Genomic DNA, 15,721 nt, shown 5'->3' with positions numbered 1-15,721 from the left:
GTTATTTTTGTTTAACGAAGAAGAATACAAAAACACTACAAAGAAGTTAGAAGTTAAATTTAAAAGGACGGAAGATGACTTACTAACTTCATGGCAAATATCCGATTTCATTTCACAATTAACTAAGCATTACTATAAAAATGAGTTAATGAATACTATAAGCCTTGCTTTAAAACATGGTATTTCACCAAAGAACATAATTATATTTAATGAATCATTTGAAATAAATAACTCCTATCAAAACATTGGGCTTTTAGACCTCACGAAATCAGCAGACGTAAAGACCTTCTATCACTTACTTGACCCAATTTCAATGTTCCCCGATGAAGAGATTACAAAGATAAGGCTAACGTTTGCTTATTTTAGAGGGATTAACGAATTATTGTATCATTACCAGTTTAGTAGGCTTGATAAAAACAACCTAATTAAATACTACACTAATGTAAAAAATGGGCTTCCATATAATGAAGTAATTGAAGATATTGAAAGCCTTGCTTTTGAAATAGTAAAGGAAACGGCAATTGATGAAAGAAATAAAGAAAACTTTAGAAAAGCTACAAAGGAACTTACAAGTAAAACTATTGCTTCTTTTGTTAGTTTTGAGAAGGACAAGCCTTCGCTTGATATTCTAATGGAAAGTATTGAAGAAAATGATTTCACTAACTTTAAGAATACCACGTATCAAAAGTTAGAAATTGATTACTTTAACGACTTTTTCACTAAATTTGAATCCTTAAAGCGTCCGATAATCGGTATCTATTCACCCGAAAACAAAAAGGTTCAAATACTATGTGATAGCTTCATTAACAAGACTAAACATGACCCTAGTAAATTCCTAGACTTAAAGAGTATATCCCATAATAGCCCTTATGAAGCAATTTTCCATATCGGATTAACAATAGTAGTACCTTTAATAACTATATTATCCGTGTCCGTAAACTCACGGCAATTATTAGAGGAATCCACTACTTCGGCACAAGAACGGGAAGAAGCCGAAGCAAGAATAGAAAAAACAATACAAGAATTACAACCAGCTACCGAAATTGAAGAAATTAAGGCGGTAGATGAAATTCCACAAGATTACATTAGAAATAAAATGAAGGAGAACTATAATCAAAACACCCAAAAGTTTATAGAACCCGTTGAGAAGTACGGCTTCGCTAACCATAGAATTGAAGTTAGGGTTTTTGATACATCTTCTAAATAGCTTACTAGTCCATTTTATAATGGGCTTTTTTTTATTTTGTTCAATGCACTATCAATTAACCTTTTAACTTTTTGATGATGATTTATCCCGTGTATTCGCCCTATTTCGGTGTACGAAAGATTAGGACACTCTAAGTAAGTCGTCAATACCGCACGTTCTATTCCATTACAACATTGGTCTATCATTAACATTGTTTCTACTTCTCCTTCGAATCTGAACGAACTAGTATCTTTATAACTAACCGTATCATAGTTCGCCTTCCTTTTATCGGTATTAAGACAAGCACGCACAAAATCAATTCCCGCACTATCTAGTGCTTGGGGAATCTTTTCATAAAGGAAATAATCGTCCCTAAAAGTATGTGCTTCGGTTATTTTCCATGCCGTTTCCCAAAAGATAGAATAGAAGTCCTCACGAGTTAAACCCTTCCTTCTCCACGCCTTAGTGAACTTGTCTATCTTCTTCCCTACAAGATAATACATACTAGGATTATCGTACATTATACGAAAAGCGTCCTTCCCTTCCTTCTCGTAAAGGTCTAAGTATTCGCCCCAGGCTTCTTCTAAGGCTATGATATAGTACCGCGTCCCCCTACCGTACACCCTTTCTATACGTTCTCTCTTTGCAATTAAATGTACTTGGTCGGGATTCACTTCCGTTATTGTTTGCATTGTTTTAACCTCCTACAAATAAATGATATTTTCTTAGATTTTTTTAATTTATGTGTGCGAAACCGTGCAATAATCTCGAATATATAAAACGAAGAACAAAACGGGGATAACATACGTGTTATACGTTTATTACTTCATCTATTAACAATAAGAATATGGAATAGGTTATAAAAAAGGGGACAACGGCTTTAAACCGCGTCCCGAATGTTTACTACTTGATTTCTTAACTCTTGGGCTACTACTGATTCATTTAGCAAGAACCCTACATTTAACATATCCATTTTAGAAACAAGTAAGTTAAGTTCCCCTTCGAGTTCTTCCGCAATCCCTAACAAGCTGGATACCTTCGATTCTTCAACTTCGTAAAATTCGGCAACATTAGAAATATTGATATACCCGTCACGCGGAAAACTTAGTATTTCTTTTACCTTATACAATACCTTAACCCTTTGAAGCATTTCTTCTTTTGCTAAGTGTTGCAACCTCTCACTACTCATTATTTCCTTTGCCGTATATTGTTCGATAATTCTAGTCATTGTAATTCCTCCTTTTGATGTATAGCTGCTAAATTTACTTTTACAAGATGACTACTTATAGTTGTGGTAAATGAACTTAATTTGTGACATGTTTCTAATATCTTTTTGGAAAAGTCGGGGCTATCTTGTGACACAAAAGCCCTTAATTTTTTGGAGAAGTATATTTTTCGGAAGTAACGGATAGCCATGTTTGAATAACCGTAAATGATGATTGAAGGAATTAACGAAGGCACAAAACACCCTAATTTTTTATGAAAATTTATATTTTGTAGAATCGGTAATTTATCGAATTAGGACACGGGAAGGGGTTTTTAGAATATATACGTAAATCATGCGGGGTGTGGGATTGCTAGGGTGTGCGTCCCCCGTTCCCCCGCCCCTTCTCTTTTCGTACATATACACTTTATATAGGACGTTATGAGAAGCCATAGAAAGCACGTAGCAAGCCGTTAGAAGATTGGTTAGGCGTGTAGGTCTATACGTTATCAAACGCTTAGAACGTTAATATATACGTAAACCCACATTGATTGTGAACGATAAGGAATCACGTTACGGAAGTACGAAGGGTTAAGAGGAATCAGACGAAAGAAAAAGGGAATCAATAGTCTTTAATCCTTGGTCTTTCGTTTAGTCTTATTATCTAACGCGTTATATTCGTCCGATTCCCCACGGAATAAGACGAAAATCGTATAAGGGATTAGCTTAGTATCTTGTAGAATAATTGACGGTGTATGCTACGCTATGAGGGGCGTTATTTGTCCCACTACCCATATACAATACATACGGGGAATATACGTTAAACACCCGCCGTTACTGGAAGGAAAAGGGGTATAGACACAAATAAAGATAATTAGGGGTGTGTACGTATGGGACGTTATTTGTATTTTACTATTCGTCATACTCTTTACTAAACCAACCGTCCTGCATTAACAAGGTGCATTATTAACGGTAATCTATCCTTATCTAACCCTTATCTAAAAGTATCTATCTTTACAAAAGGTTGATAAACGTACCAGCCGAATTTTTGATATAATAAAATAAAAGAATTGGAGGGGTTAAATAATGACAAAGTTACGTTATATGACGGAAGAAGAAGTCCTTAAATTTGCAAATTCCACACCAACAAAAGCCCAACACTACGCCAATATTTTAACAAAACGTGGAAGTATCGTATGTGATACAAATTTAGTAGACGAAGTTATAAAGGCTACATGGAAGGAACAATGGTATCTTTTGATGTAGAACTAGAAGAAGCTGAAGAACGAGAAGGAACGGCACAAACGAAAATAACCATAGTATATAAAGACTAAATATAAGGGAAATTAAATAAGGCGTTCTCCGACGAAGTTAGATGGGTAATTGGTCGATAAAGAATGTTTCACTTCGTTGTAGGGCTTCTCTCAAACATGTTACTAGCATAAGCTACATGTATATAAAAAAAAGAGACGAAGGAACGTAATGTCCTCCGTCTTGTAATAATATTATCAATTTCCCTAAATATCCCCTATCGCCGTATAACGCAAAAACGTAACGGCTAACTCGTAAGCCTAGTATGTAAAAAAGAACGGGAAGTTTAATCCCGAACTATTTTTCTTAATGCTTCTATTTGTTCTTCTCTTGTCATTTCACGGAAGGGCTTTTCGTCGGGGTGTTTCCAATATATTTCCCCTTTAAGTTCGCCCGCCATTCGTTTAGCAATTTCGATATGAAGTCGATTCCCTTTTGCTAATTCTTCGGGGTCTAGCATGTGTAGTAATTCGTAATATGCTTTACTTGGCATTTTTAATCCTCCTTTTGACAAAAGAGAAGAACGGCTTTATTTTGCCGTCCCTCTAGTTCGTTTATTATGTGCGTCTACCATTTGTTTAGCCGTGGAAGGCTTATAAGCCGTTAGACTTCTTGTTAGTGTTTGCTTTCCGTCTGGGGCTTCTATTTGAATTCCTTAACCCTACTTATCGCCTTCCTTTTCAATTTCGTTAGGATTAACGGTTACTTCCTTTTCCTTTTGCGTAGAATCGGGATTATAGCCCGCCATTAACATTTCAATAGCTGATAACGGTCGTTCTTCCTTGTTATCCTTCTTGATTACCTCGGCTTCTTGTCCGCCGTCCTCTAATGTCTCTTTTTCGGTCTTATCGTATCCCATAGCCATTAGTTCATAAGGTGTTAGTTTACGTGTCATTATTCTTGTTCCCCTTTCTCACATTCAATACAATTAGATGAAAAGTTCATTTTCTTTTTACCTTCTTCAAACGTTGGAAAGTCGTCTACTAGTTTAATAGCCCCGCAACCCCCACAAACTTTAGATACAATCTTGTTAGAATCCTTGTGAACGTAAAATGTAACCTTTTCCATTACTTAACCTCTCCTTTTAGCATGTATTGTTTAACGGCTTTTAATAGTTCAATATCATTAACGTTTTCTAAATGGTTTTTGAAAATTTCTACAATCTCGGATTTCATGTTCCTAACTTCCTTACCTTTTAATAAGGCTTCTACGTATAATTTATTATCTTCCACGGTTTAAACCTCCTTATAGTCCTTGTTAGCTTCGTATTCTGCATAACATTCGTTTACATACTCTTTAAACTCTCTCGGTGTCATTCCGTTACGGTCTGCAAGCATTGGAACAAGAATATAATAGAATCGGTCTTGAATCTCTTTAGGTTGATTCTTAATCCACGAAAAGGGGTTTCTATTGCCCTTAGAAGTGTTTAACCATCTATCCATATAGATAATATTCTCGTAAGTGTCGCCCATTCCCGTACCCCATTTTAACGGTGTGAAATGGTCGGTAGATAGGTTGTCTTTACTTCCAGTTAGTACACATTCTCCGCGTTGTTCGTCCTTTGCCTTCTCCATAATCTCGATAGAGTTAACGGAAGGTAGTCCATTTTCTAACGCCTTTTGTCGGTAGTTATATAGCTTAGAATGAATGTATTCGTTCTTCTTTTGGTTCTCCTTCGAATATACCCCTTGACAAGTTTTACAAGTAGAATGTTTCCCCTCAAACCCTCTAGGGTTATCGTGGAACGCGTCAATTCTTTTCATGCTATAACATTTGTTGCAAAGTCTCCCGCGTACCTTTCCTTCGTGTGAATATGCGATTATTTTCTGATTGTGTTTAACGATTAGTGCCATGATTAAAATTGCCCCCTATTTTTGATAACTTAATTCAAGAATCCTAGTTCCTTTTTCTCTGCTTCGGTCAAGTCTTTAAGGTTATATTTCTTTATAGGTGACGGCTTCCCATCACTTAACCTTTCGCCCTTGAAGTAACGAATAGTCTTTGTACCTCGTTCGCCTTCTTTACGTTCTTGTGCTTCTCGTTCCTCGAATTGTCTTTTCCTGCATACTGATTCGACGATTCTATAATCTACTTCGTGAAATTCTGCTATGTCTCTCCACTTAGTACCTTGTTCATAGTCTACTAGGATTGCAAAACGTAGTTCCTCGGATATTTCGTTATATGCTTTTTCTTTCTTCCTTTTTGTTACACTCATAATTTAATAGCCCCCTACATGATGTTTTGAAATGCCGTGAAAATGAATAGAACCCATAACGATATGTCTACCTTACTCATTTGAAAATGCCCCCATTTTATATAGTCAAGTATTCAAATATTAACGACGGGACAATCGAACGCCCCGCCGTTGAAGTGTCTTTTTTAATACAAATTTAAGTGAGTGAATTACTTTTTAAATGCTTCTTTGTTCTTTTCAGTTGCAAACGGTAGTTTACCGTCAACCAATGCCCCGCGTAACTCGTCCATGTAAACCATAGGGCTATAACGGTCTGAAATTTGGTGTCGTTGTTGTAAGAAAATCTTGTTATGTTCTCTAGGGTCTGGCATACGCAAGCCTACGCGTTCGTGAATATCCTTAAACGTTCTAACGTGTTCGCTTGAATACTCGCGGTGTTTGTTACGATACTCGATTAACTTGTTAAGGAACTCTAATTTAGCTTCGTTAATCTCGTCGAATAGCTTACGGAATTCCTCGCGTTTCTCGGCTTCATACTCTCGGCGTTCTTCCTCGACTTCGGCTTTCGCCTTCTCTAGTTCCTTTTGAACAACCGCGTCAATTTGGCTTAACTGGAATTGCTTTTCTTTTAGTTCTTGACGAACTTTTTCAAGGTCGCTGCTTAACTTCTTAGAAGGTTCTTTATCCTCAATAATTGCTAAATTAAAATCATCTTGAACGGCTTCATACAATGCCTTTTCTTCTTGTTTTAAATCCTCAATTTTACTAACTAGTTTTTGCTTTCTTGCTTCTCCCTTGTCGATTAACTTCTCGACTTTCTTGATTGTTTTCATAATAAAATTTCCCCTTTCAAAACTTGAATGTTAAATTACTTAATTCTACGAATTTTATCTTGTTCAACTAATGCCCTAAGTTGTTCTAAGTCCATAGGCGACGTTGAACCTGCATTGCGTCTATTCTCGTAGTCCTCGCGAACTTCACGGGTTAACTTAATCTTGCCGGTAACGTCCATGTATAGCTTTGCGAAGTTATGAGAACCGCCAATCGCCTTTTGTACTACCGTCTGCATGATTTCGTCATAGGCGTTATCAATTAGCTTGTCGGTTAGTTCCTTTTCGATTTTCTTCCATTGTGGGTGTTCCTTCTTTCGGTAATATGTCCGACGGTCAACGCCTAGTTCTTTACAAATAGAGACAATTGTTTCGCCCTGGAATCTCCGTTGGTAAATCTCGGTCAGTTCTTCAATGTCTTTAGGCGATAACTCGCGATAATTTTTAGCCATGTTTTAAACCTCCTTATTGTTTATGAATGCTTGAATTACGATAATTTCGTCCGCCGTGTATCGTAAATCACGGACTAGATACCTTGATAGTTTTATTTGGTTTCTAGCTGATAGGGAACGCTTCTCATTCTCCATAGCTGAAAGCATTGAGATATTTAAATCCGTAGCTTTCCTCATGTCCGTTAATGTTTGGTTTTTAATTGTTCTTAGAACCTTAATTGTTTTTCCTCGAATAACCATGTTGCTATCCATAGTTAACGCACCGTCAACTTGATTTGTTTTCATACAATACCTCCCGTTTATTAAATGTGTTACTTTGTGCAACTTAGAGTAAAAAAAGAGAATGGACGAAAAACGAAGGAAGGTGTTAAAAACGCCCACTCTCTCAACCTCCGTTTTATATCCGTTCCAAAGAAACACAAAATGACAATGTTAATCGGTCTAAACACTTCGCAGAAAAAATTAGTATCCGTAGGAAAAGGTGATTTCTTTTCCTCACTCTATTAGCTTTGTAACGGGCTAAAATACAAGTGTGAGGAGAAAATTTTTTTATAAAACTTGTCTTAAATGTGAACGTTTATACGTCCTTAGTTATAGTTGTGGTTTTATTAGAGATATTGTGACAAAAATTCTATTAGTTGATTTTCGTCTGATTCCCACATATAATAAAATTATTAAATGACTGAAAGGAATTGTCTTAATGCTAGTAAATACATACCTGAAATACTTAGAATCGGAAAATAAAAGTCACAATACAATTAGAGGACATAAGGCAACGATTAACGACTTCCTAGAAACCGTAGGAAGCGATATAAAGGCTTTAATCCCTCGTGATATTGCAAAGTACCAAAAGAAATTAGTAGACGAAGGAAGAACCGTAGGAACGATTAACACGCATGTTAAACGCCTAAAGGTGTTCTTTAAATGGTTAGAAGCTAATGGACACATGAAGGAAGATATTACGAAGCAAGTTAAAATGAAACGCGAAGTTAATACGTCCGTGAAGTGGTTATCTGGTGAACAAACTGATTTACTTTTACGTTCGGCTTATAAAGAGTTCTTAGACCGTAAACGCCCGAAGTTAAGAGAATATACGGTAATAACTACGCTACTTTATACGGGCTTACGTGTTGAGGAATTAACGAACCTAGAATCTAAAGACGTTGTTTTAAATAAACGCTTTATAAGAGTTCGAAACGGTAAAGACGGTTTATTCCGCGAAGTTCCTATTAACGATAGTCTATACAAGGATTTAAAAGCATATAAAGAAGGATACACGCCGAAGGGAAGCTATTTATTTGATACAAACCGAAGCGACAAAATGACAACCCGTGCCGTTAATCATCTATTAGCAAAGTTCAACAGTGTATCTGATTCAAAAGGAAAGGTTACAATAGAAAAGCTACACGCCCACATGCTAAGACACACTTTCGCTAAGTCGCTAGTTAATAAAGGGGTTTCTATTGAAGAAGTCGCCGTCCTGCTTGGACACATGAGGAACGACGGAACGCCTAATACTTTAATGACTGCCCGTTATGTAAAATCATCACAAGAAAACCTATTAGATTCCGTTAACAAACTAGATTATTAGACATAAAAAAGCCCCCGAATCCAATTAAGGAAACGGGGGTTTCTTCGTCTTTGAAAGGAGAAATAATACCATGTAAACACTCACATAAAGACATAAACAAGAAGTAATTAAAAGTGTTAGCCCCCTCCGTTTCCATGTGGGGCATGGGGCTTGTGGCGAAGGCTTTGAACACTTGACTATATAAAACGGGATAACCCGTCTTATTCTTTTATATTGTAAACAATAATTATTTAATATCTATTTTTGTATATATTCAGTTACGAACGAAGTGAGTAACACGCCGAAGGCGTAATCTCTTTTGATTCTTTACAAAAGAATATACTTCGCCTTAAACCCTTATCGGCTTCGCCGAATCGCTAACGCGATTTGTTTTAACAACGATTAACTTTAACTTTGTAAGTTATCGTATGTTTCTATTATATAGGCATTGTATTGGGCTAAAATACAAGTGCTGAATTGAAAAAATTTCTATGCACTTTCTTCAAAACGGCTGAACCCCTTGTCCGCCAACGGTTATAGCGATTGTTAAATCTTTGTGACAAAGGGTCATAACACTTGTAGGAAATTACTTCCTTTCTTTAAATACCTCTTCAAAACAAGTGGTATTTGTGACTAATAACATTAGAAACATCTCATATCAGTTTTTCTAAAACGTCCCCCTTAAAATTATCAATCATTTTTATATTTTGTCCTCATCATATAAATTTTTATCAGGTGGGATTTCTCCTAAACGGGTATGTTCATTTAGAATTATATATTGCTTTCCATCCCTTTCGATTATAGGGCTTCCCTTTTCCTCGGGTGTTAGCTTAATATAGGTTGAGGGGTGATATAGCATTTTTTTACAACTTAACTTATTTTCGTCGAACTCCCCGTTTTTATTTACTTGTTGTAGAATTTTCCCTGAATCATTTAATACAAGTTCAAAGTCATCCTCATAAACAAAATAAGCTTTATCAACTTGAATAGCTTTATCGTTAACAATGTAAAAATACTCTTTATGGAAAGCGATTGTTATCTAGAATTGTCCCGTACTGAAGTCTTTATAGAAAGTTAAGGTCATGTCCTCTTTCATTTCGATTCTTCTTTTGTCGAAAGTTAATCCTTTAGCCTTATTCAAGTTGTTAGGGATAAAACATAAATTACTTACTCGACAATTGAAACCGTTATTGTCTATATGGTCAACAACAAAGTTCTTTTTATTTGCTTCGTCTATTGCTTCTTTGCCATAATAGAATTCCATCACATATCTATGAAGGTATTTCTTTAGCTTGTTAGAATAGAGATATTCCCCTTTAACCGTCCAAGTATAAGACTTTAAAATATTGAATAATTCTTCATTGTATTCAGTGTATGCTAGTTTGTTTGCTTTGGGTTTATTTATATAAATAGATTCACCACTTCGATAAACTTCACCTTTCATACTATGTAATCCTCCCTTGATAGGAACTATATTTCAATTTGTATTATTCAACTTGCCAAGTTTACGATATTTGTTTAGCAAATAAAAAGAACACCCCATGAAAGTGTTCAAAAAAATACTATGTCCTGCCTTAATTGAATAATGATTGAATTTTTAAAGCGACTTCTCTCGGTTTAACATCAATAGACGATAACTTATCTATATCTATCCACATTGGCAAATATGTTCCTCTATCTCTCTTTTCGTTGGTGTACTCTTCGCCTTGCCCAGTTCCAAATGTTCCTTCTACAATTTCGGATAAGTAAAAATATTGCGTTCCACTAAATTCAACTTTTGCTATGCACTCATTAACCTTTACTTCTACTCCCAATTCTTCAAGGGCTTCTCTTTTTGCACCTTCTTCTGGTGTTTCATCACCCTCTATTCCTCCACCAGGAAAAACATAATAAGTATAACCATCTCTAATTCTTTGAATTAGTCCAACCTTTTTATTATCTACTATTACTACCGAACCTCTATCTCGCATTACCTAACCCCTTATCATTAAATCTTATTGAAGAATTCTGCTACTTTAATTCAAAAAAAGAAAGTCAAAAACCTCGTTCAGCATTCACACCCTTATGTTAAATAAGGGAGTTTATCCGTTAAACCTTCCCATTACTACGGTGTTATAATAGTTCCCATCCGACAATAGTTTGTCATTCTTTAGTATTCCTTCTATTTCAAATCCATATTTTTTATAAAGCTTTATTGCATTTCCATTCGTTTCAAGTACATTCAATATAATCTTTTTGATTCCTTTTGTATCAGCCCATTTAGTTGTTTCTTTTAACAAGTTTGTTCCAATGCCATATCCCCAGAAATCCTTTAGTACACAAACACCAAACTCAACTTTATGCGACAACCTTTTCAAATGGTTCCCTTCACACCTTGAAAAACCAACAATTCTTCCATTCACTTCACAAACCAAAAAAAGATTATGAGGACTTTCTGCATCTTCTTTGATAAGCTGTTTAAAACTTACTTCATCAATAAACGCTTCACCTTTTTCTCTATCCATATTTTCTGTTTCACCATCTATTTGTACCCTTACATCAGATAGATTTTCTCCATCCGCTTCTACCGCAGACCTAATAATATATCTCAAATCTTTTTGAAAAAACTCTTTTGGACTGACCATCATAATCATTCACCCCTTCTTTGTTTCTATATGTAACCATCTTATACTATTCTTGTTGCACTTTCCTGCCACTTTAGTGTAGGTGCACCCATTTATAAACTTTGTAATATTTCATTATCATTTTAACATAAAAAACCAATTATCTAGGTCTTACTTGAAGTATTTACGAACTGAAATTATTATTATTTTAGTAATTCGTTATACCAATAATGTCCTATTTCCTCGGCTTCTTCCTCCGTTTTCATATCGAATTGGAAATACATAGCCCTTTAAGTTTCTTTATCAAATCGAATGTTTTTACAAGCTAGTAACATATATCCTAACGCTTGGCGGTTATCCATATTGTATCTAATCCTTTTTTTAATGATTATTTTCGTCCTTAGACTTGCATTTGGTATTTATCTTTGGCAACATCTTGAGGGCTAGTTTAGGAATACGTAAGGCATAGTAACGACTACCTTATAACGAGATTTTTAAAAAATAATCTGCTATAAGAATAGTCGTTATACTTGGACAACATCCGTCGGGAATTATTGAGGTGTCCGCAGTGTATCCCTATTAACGAAAAGATTTCTCCTTAACAAGCCTACTGCAACAAGTAGCCCTAGCAGGTTCACATAGTCCCTAACCTTACGCTTTGGCTTTTCAGTTAGCTAATTCGACACCCTTTTATTGTGGGACTAGAAATGGATTCTATGTTAGTTGTGGCTTGTCCTACACCGTCCGTAAACGGTCTACCCTTCCTTCGTTCAGCACTTAGGGGTAGCTTTTCACCCTTCGGACACAAAACGCAATAGGGAACGTTAAAGCGTGTCCTAGCCCTTGTTATTGCGTCGGCAGGGCGAACCTTTCAAGGTTATATTATCGTCGTATTAGTCGGCACTCCACGACGGGAAAACCTGCATAGCTGCTAAAAAAGCATTACTTAATAAGCCTTGCATATACTAATTTTTTTCGTTAATATATGTAAGTAGCTAAGTCGGGTTTCCGTATTTAGTTATAGCTAAGATTTGAGGTCACGCGTTGCACCGCGTGGCTTTTTCTTTTTTACTAAAACATTCTTTGCTTACGGTCAAATTTACACCTTTTGTTAAGGCGTAGCTTCCACTCATTCAAAGCCTTTAAATATTCCTCTGAATAAGTTCCATTGATACGTGCTTTACGGCTAGTAACTTTAGCAACCTCCCCCGTGTACCAATGGATAGCCTCTACGGTAGTCATATTGTCGATATTAGGAAGGTTGTTCAATTTCGTTACCTCCGTTTCTTTAATACCTTTAACGGCGAAAAATCCTTATGTCTTTCCCTTACATCATTTCCGAATAGGTTTACATAGGTCTTAACTATTTCCATGCTTGTATGTCCTAGAATGGTCTGCAATTCGAAGATATTAGCCCCTTGTTGAACGCTTAGTTTTGCGAACGTATGGCGGAATGTATGAGGACTACAACGAACATCTTTTATTTTGGCTTTCACCCCGTATATGTCGATTCGTTGTTGTACTGACCTTCTTAACAAAGGTGTTCCGTCAATGGTTACAAATAAAGCGTCACTTTCGACTACTCCCCTAATGGAGATATACTTCTTTAATTGCTTCTTCATTTCGCTTTGAATGGGTACTAGACGTTCTCTATACGTCTTAGCGTTCCTTATCCTCAATAGACTATCTTCCCATTGAATATCAGCTAGTGATAGCCCTACAAGTTCATTCACACGTATTCCAGTTTCAAGGAAAACCATCATTATTGTATAGTCACGAACTCCCGTAAACGTCGTTAAATCGGGTTGATTAAACAACATATTTAATTGTTCTTTTGAGAACGTAGGAATTACATGTTTTCTATCTTTCAATAACGTTATATTCTCCATTGGATTTTTAGGAATGTGCTTCTTCTTGTGAAGGAAATTAAAGAACGAACGTAGCCCACGTAAACGGGTATTGATTGAAACAATCTTAGTACCTTTGTAAATACGCATGTAACGGATAACATTTTCTTGGATATGTTCTTCCGTAACGTTATAGGGCTTTAACTCTTTCATATCTATCCCTTGTTCTTCTAATTGGTTTAGAAACGCTTGTAGTTCGTTTTGATAATAACGGATAGTAAACGGTCTTAAATTACGTAAATCGCAATCAGTCACAAATAAATCAATCGCTTCTTTAAACGTTTCTGCATACGACTTATCACTTTTTCTGACGATAGATAATTCACGGTCATTTAAGTTGTTCTTACGTCTTGCCATAGCTTACCCCCCTTCGTAACTATTCGCACGATTAACGCACACGATTAGAGACGGTAGGAAAACACTAAAAACTAACGTATTTTAAACACAAAAAAACGCTTCCCCACAATGGAGAAACGTTGATTTGACGGTATATTCACGTTCAATTACCGATTATTAAACTTTGAAAATCGATACCGGTGGTCGGGTTCGAACCGACACTCCCGAAGGAACACGATTTTGAGTCGTGCGCGTCTGCCAATTCCGCCACACCGGCATGTGTTTGGAGGCGGTAACCGGATTTGAACCGGTGATAAAGGTTTTGCAGACCTCTGCCTTACCACTTGGCTATACCGCCAAAAACGCTTACTCTTAAAATGGAGCGGAAGACGGGATTCGAACCCGCGACCCCCACCTTGGCAAGGTGGTGTTCTACCACTGAACTACTTCCGCAGAAAAGGCTGGGCCACTAGGATTCGAACCTAGGATACACGGGATCAAAACCCGATGCCTTACCGCTTGGCTATGGCCCAATTATTAAATTAAAAATGGGGCGACCGGTGGGGATCGAACCCACGTATGCCGGAGCCACAATCCGGTGCGTTAACCGCTTCGCCACGACCGCCATTATATAATTATGGCAGGGGTAGTAGGAATCGAACCCACATCAAAGGTTTTGGAGACCTTCGTTTTACCATTAAACTATACCCCTATAAAAAAATGGTGGAGGGGGGCAGATTCGAACTGCCGAACCCAGAGGGAGCGGATTTACAGTCCGCCGCGTTTAGCCACTTCGCTACCCCTCCACATAAATGGTGGCTCCGGACGGAATCGAACCGCCGACACAGGGATTTTCAGTCCCTTGCTCTACCGACTGAGCTACAGAGCCTTAATGGAATGTTTGCAACATATAATAATTCATGTACTTGCTGAACTAAATAAATACCTTAACAACGCTATTCATATGTAAATGAGTCAAATAATTAGTGGCGGTCCGGACGGGACTCGAACCCGCGACCTCCTGCGTGACAGGCAGGCATTCTAACCAGCTGAACTACCGGACCAGATATGTATTTGAAGTAAAATTGGTTGCGGGGGCAAGATTTGAACTTGCGACCTTTGGGTTATGAGCCCAACGAGCTACCAGACTGCTCCACCCCGCGATATGAAAGTTAAATGGTGGAGGATGCAGGGCTCGAACCTGCGACCCCCTGCTTGTAAGGCAGGTGCTCTCCCAGCTGAGCTAATCCTCCATATAATAGTGGTGACCCGTACGGGATTCGAACCCGTGTTACCGCCGTGAAAGGGCGGTGTCTTAACCACTTGACCAACGGGCCAATGCTGAATAAAAATGGCGGAGAGCGAGGGATTCGAACCCTCGAGACCGCGATAGCGGTCTACACGATTTCCAATCGTGCTCCTTCGGCCTCTCGGACAGCTCTCCATGGCTCCACAGGCAGGAATCGAACCTGCGACCGATCGGTTAACAGCCGATTGCTCTACCGCTGAGCTACTGTGGAATAATGCAAACAGTAATCCGATGCAACAATAAATTATACATAATTATCTGTTACATGACAACCTTGGCGGCTATTTTCCTTGAGACCTTTATTGAAGTCTTTCAAATGAATCAGCGCTAAGCCATGTATGTATCATCAAGCCTGGCGGCGTCCTACTCTTGCAGGGGCAAAGCCCCAACTACCATCGGCGCTGGAGAGCTTAACTACTGTGTTCGGCATGGGAACAGGTGTGACCTCTCCGCTATTGCTACCAGACCTTCAGACATGAAACATGTCCTTTCTAATTGGAAGGACAAGATATATTATATGCATTTCCGACAAGAAATGCAAGAGGTTTTAAAAATTTTATACCTCAAAAACTGAATAAGCGTACTTGCAACGGTTCATCAAAAGATATAGTTAAGTCCTCGATCGATTAGTATCCGTCAGCTCCACGTGTCACCACGCTTCCACCTCGGACCTATCAACCTCATCGTCTCTGAGGGATCTTACTCACTCGAAGTGATGGGAAGTCTCATCTTGAGGGGGGCTTCATGCTTAGATGCTTTCAGCACTTATCCTGACCACACGTAGCTACCCAGCCATGCTCCTGGCGGAACAACTGGTAC

The 15,721-nt window shown here is 37.6% G+C and carries 18 protein-coding genes, 14 tRNA genes and 2 rRNA genes; 3 read left to right on the top strand and 31 right to left on the bottom strand.

All coding sequences use genetic code 11. From position 1 onward, the window contains the following. Positions 1-7: 7 nt before the first annotated feature. Complete coding sequence (locus B1K71_RS03570; RefSeq protein ID WP_077324641.1) at positions 8-1,207, top strand: hypothetical protein; 1,200 nt, start codon at positions 8-10, stop codon at positions 1,205-1,207. Between the two features lie 14 nt (positions 1,208-1,221). On the opposite strand, the gene B1K71_RS03565 is transcribed toward B1K71_RS03570, so the two are convergent. Together B1K71_RS03565 and B1K71_RS03560 are read right to left on the bottom strand one after the other, a co-directional pair. After that, a complete protein-coding gene (locus tag B1K71_RS03565) occupies positions 1,222-1,878 on the bottom strand; it encodes a hypothetical protein (protein WP_077324640.1) in 657 nt (218 codons plus the stop codon). A 188-nt stretch (positions 1,879-2,066) separates the two neighbouring features. Further along, the gene (locus B1K71_RS03560; RefSeq protein ID WP_077324639.1) at positions 2,067-2,414 is read right to left on the bottom strand and encodes a hypothetical protein; all 348 of its coding nucleotides are present in this window, start codon (positions 2,412-2,414) and stop codon (positions 2,067-2,069) included. Between the two features lie 1,062 nt (positions 2,415-3,476). Between B1K71_RS03560 and B1K71_RS03555 the strand changes: the two genes are divergently transcribed. After that, a complete protein-coding gene (locus tag B1K71_RS03555; RefSeq protein ID WP_077324638.1) occupies positions 3,477-3,656 on the top strand; it encodes a hypothetical protein in 180 nt (59 codons plus the stop codon). Between the two features lie 331 nt (positions 3,657-3,987). On the opposite strand, the gene B1K71_RS03550 is transcribed toward B1K71_RS03555, so the two are convergent. The 9 genes from B1K71_RS03550 to B1K71_RS03520 form a co-directional block, all read right to left on the bottom strand. Beyond that, positions 3,988-4,194, bottom strand: coding sequence for a hypothetical protein (locus tag B1K71_RS03550; protein WP_077324637.1), 207 nt, complete (start codon positions 4,192-4,194; stop codon positions 3,988-3,990). A gap of 168 nt (positions 4,195-4,362) precedes the next feature. Next, positions 4,363-4,596, bottom strand: coding sequence for a hypothetical protein (locus B1K71_RS03545; RefSeq protein ID WP_077324636.1), 234 nt, complete (start codon positions 4,594-4,596; stop codon positions 4,363-4,365). Beyond that, positions 4,596-4,769 carry a hypothetical protein gene (locus B1K71_RS19790; protein WP_175631820.1) on the bottom strand — a complete coding sequence of 58 codons (174 nt, stop codon included), beginning with the start codon at positions 4,767-4,769 and terminating at the stop codon, positions 4,596-4,598. The genes B1K71_RS03545 and B1K71_RS19790 overlap by 1 nt, the downstream gene beginning before the upstream one ends. Further along, positions 4,769-4,933: a hypothetical protein gene (locus tag B1K71_RS19785; RefSeq protein WP_175631819.1), complete on the bottom strand. Its 165-nt coding sequence runs from the start codon at positions 4,931-4,933 to the stop codon at positions 4,769-4,771. Before B1K71_RS19785 ends, B1K71_RS19790 begins: the two co-directional genes overlap by 1 nt. A gap of 3 nt (positions 4,934-4,936) precedes the next feature. Next, complete coding sequence (locus tag B1K71_RS03540; RefSeq protein ID WP_077324635.1) at positions 4,937-5,554, bottom strand: hypothetical protein; 618 nt, start codon at positions 5,552-5,554, stop codon at positions 4,937-4,939. Between the two features lie 29 nt (positions 5,555-5,583). Beyond that, entirely contained in the window at positions 5,584-5,916 is a 333-nt protein-coding gene (locus B1K71_RS03535; protein WP_077324634.1) for a hypothetical protein, read from the bottom strand. Positions 5,917-6,104: 188 nt separating this feature from the next. Beyond that, positions 6,105-6,728, bottom strand: coding sequence for a hypothetical protein (locus tag B1K71_RS03530; protein WP_077324633.1), 624 nt, complete (start codon positions 6,726-6,728; stop codon positions 6,105-6,107). Between the two features lie 35 nt (positions 6,729-6,763). Next, positions 6,764-7,177: a phBC6A51 family helix-turn-helix protein gene (locus tag B1K71_RS03525; RefSeq protein WP_077324632.1), complete on the bottom strand. Its 414-nt coding sequence runs from the start codon at positions 7,175-7,177 to the stop codon at positions 6,764-6,766. Positions 7,178-7,180: 3 nt separating this feature from the next. Next, on the bottom strand, positions 7,181-7,462 hold the full coding sequence (locus tag B1K71_RS03520; protein WP_077324631.1) for a helix-turn-helix domain-containing protein: 282 nt from the start codon (positions 7,460-7,462) through the stop codon (positions 7,181-7,183). 415 nt (positions 7,463-7,877) lie between these two features. Here B1K71_RS03520 and B1K71_RS03515 point away from each other — a divergent pair, with 415 nt between their 5' ends. Further along, positions 7,878-8,768, top strand: coding sequence for a tyrosine-type recombinase/integrase (locus B1K71_RS03515; protein WP_077324630.1), 891 nt, complete (start codon positions 7,878-7,880; stop codon positions 8,766-8,768). Between the two features lie 1,018 nt (positions 8,769-9,786). Here the strand turns inward: B1K71_RS03515 and B1K71_RS03510 are convergent. The 20 genes from B1K71_RS03510 to B1K71_RS03410 form a co-directional block, all read right to left on the bottom strand. After that, positions 9,787-10,191: an HNH endonuclease gene (locus B1K71_RS03510; RefSeq protein ID WP_077324629.1), complete on the bottom strand. Its 405-nt coding sequence runs from the start codon at positions 10,189-10,191 to the stop codon at positions 9,787-9,789. A gap of 130 nt (positions 10,192-10,321) precedes the next feature. Then, positions 10,322-10,717, bottom strand: coding sequence for an NUDIX hydrolase (locus B1K71_RS03505; protein WP_077324628.1), 396 nt, complete (start codon positions 10,715-10,717; stop codon positions 10,322-10,324). A 111-nt stretch (positions 10,718-10,828) separates the two neighbouring features. Beyond that, positions 10,829-11,374 carry a GNAT family N-acetyltransferase gene (locus tag B1K71_RS03500; RefSeq protein WP_077324627.1) on the bottom strand — a complete coding sequence of 182 codons (546 nt, stop codon included), beginning with the start codon at positions 11,372-11,374 and terminating at the stop codon, positions 10,829-10,831. A gap of 1,250 nt (positions 11,375-12,624) precedes the next feature. After that, on the bottom strand, positions 12,625-13,614 hold the full coding sequence (locus B1K71_RS03490) for a tyrosine-type recombinase/integrase (RefSeq protein WP_077324625.1): 990 nt from the start codon (positions 13,612-13,614) through the stop codon (positions 12,625-12,627). A gap of 174 nt (positions 13,615-13,788) precedes the next feature. Continuing rightward, positions 13,789-13,870 (bottom strand) — tRNA-Leu (locus B1K71_RS03485). A 7-nt stretch (positions 13,871-13,877) separates the two neighbouring features. After that, positions 13,878-13,951 (bottom strand) — tRNA-Cys (locus B1K71_RS03480). A 20-nt stretch (positions 13,952-13,971) separates the two neighbouring features. After that, positions 13,972-14,046, bottom strand: a tRNA-Gly gene (locus tag B1K71_RS03475). 8 nt (positions 14,047-14,054) lie between these two features. Continuing rightward, a tRNA-Gln gene (locus B1K71_RS03470) sits at positions 14,055-14,126 on the bottom strand. A gap of 16 nt (positions 14,127-14,142) precedes the next feature. After that, a tRNA-His gene (locus tag B1K71_RS03465) sits at positions 14,143-14,218 on the bottom strand. Between the two features lie 13 nt (positions 14,219-14,231). Beyond that, positions 14,232-14,305 (bottom strand) — tRNA-Trp (locus B1K71_RS03460). A gap of 9 nt (positions 14,306-14,314) precedes the next feature. After that, positions 14,315-14,399 (bottom strand) — tRNA-Tyr (locus B1K71_RS03455). A gap of 7 nt (positions 14,400-14,406) precedes the next feature. Continuing rightward, positions 14,407-14,482, bottom strand: a tRNA-Phe gene (locus B1K71_RS03450). A 98-nt stretch (positions 14,483-14,580) separates the two neighbouring features. Next, a tRNA-Asp gene (locus B1K71_RS03445) sits at positions 14,581-14,657 on the bottom strand. A gap of 22 nt (positions 14,658-14,679) precedes the next feature. Continuing rightward, a tRNA-Met gene (locus B1K71_RS03440) sits at positions 14,680-14,756 on the bottom strand. 14 nt (positions 14,757-14,770) lie between these two features. Next, a tRNA-Val gene (locus B1K71_RS03435) sits at positions 14,771-14,846 on the bottom strand. 9 nt (positions 14,847-14,855) lie between these two features. Further along, positions 14,856-14,930 (bottom strand) — tRNA-Glu (locus B1K71_RS03430). Between the two features lie 15 nt (positions 14,931-14,945). After that, positions 14,946-15,037, bottom strand: a tRNA-Ser gene (locus B1K71_RS03425). A gap of 1 nt (position 15,038) precedes the next feature. Then, positions 15,039-15,113 (bottom strand) — tRNA-Asn (locus B1K71_RS03420). 139 nt (positions 15,114-15,252) lie between these two features. Then, positions 15,253-15,368, bottom strand: a 5S ribosomal RNA gene (gene rrf / locus B1K71_RS03415). A gap of 140 nt (positions 15,369-15,508) precedes the next feature. Beyond that, positions 15,509-15,721, bottom strand: a 23S ribosomal RNA gene (locus tag B1K71_RS03410); the annotation flags it as partial.

The organism is Virgibacillus siamensis, assembly GCF_900162695.1.
Classification (GTDB): Bacteria; Bacillota; Bacilli; order Bacillales; family Amphibacillaceae; genus Lentibacillus; species Lentibacillus siamensis_A.
The sequence above is the reverse complement of the archived record's forward strand: the minus strand, read 5'-3'. Positions and strand labels throughout refer to the sequence as shown.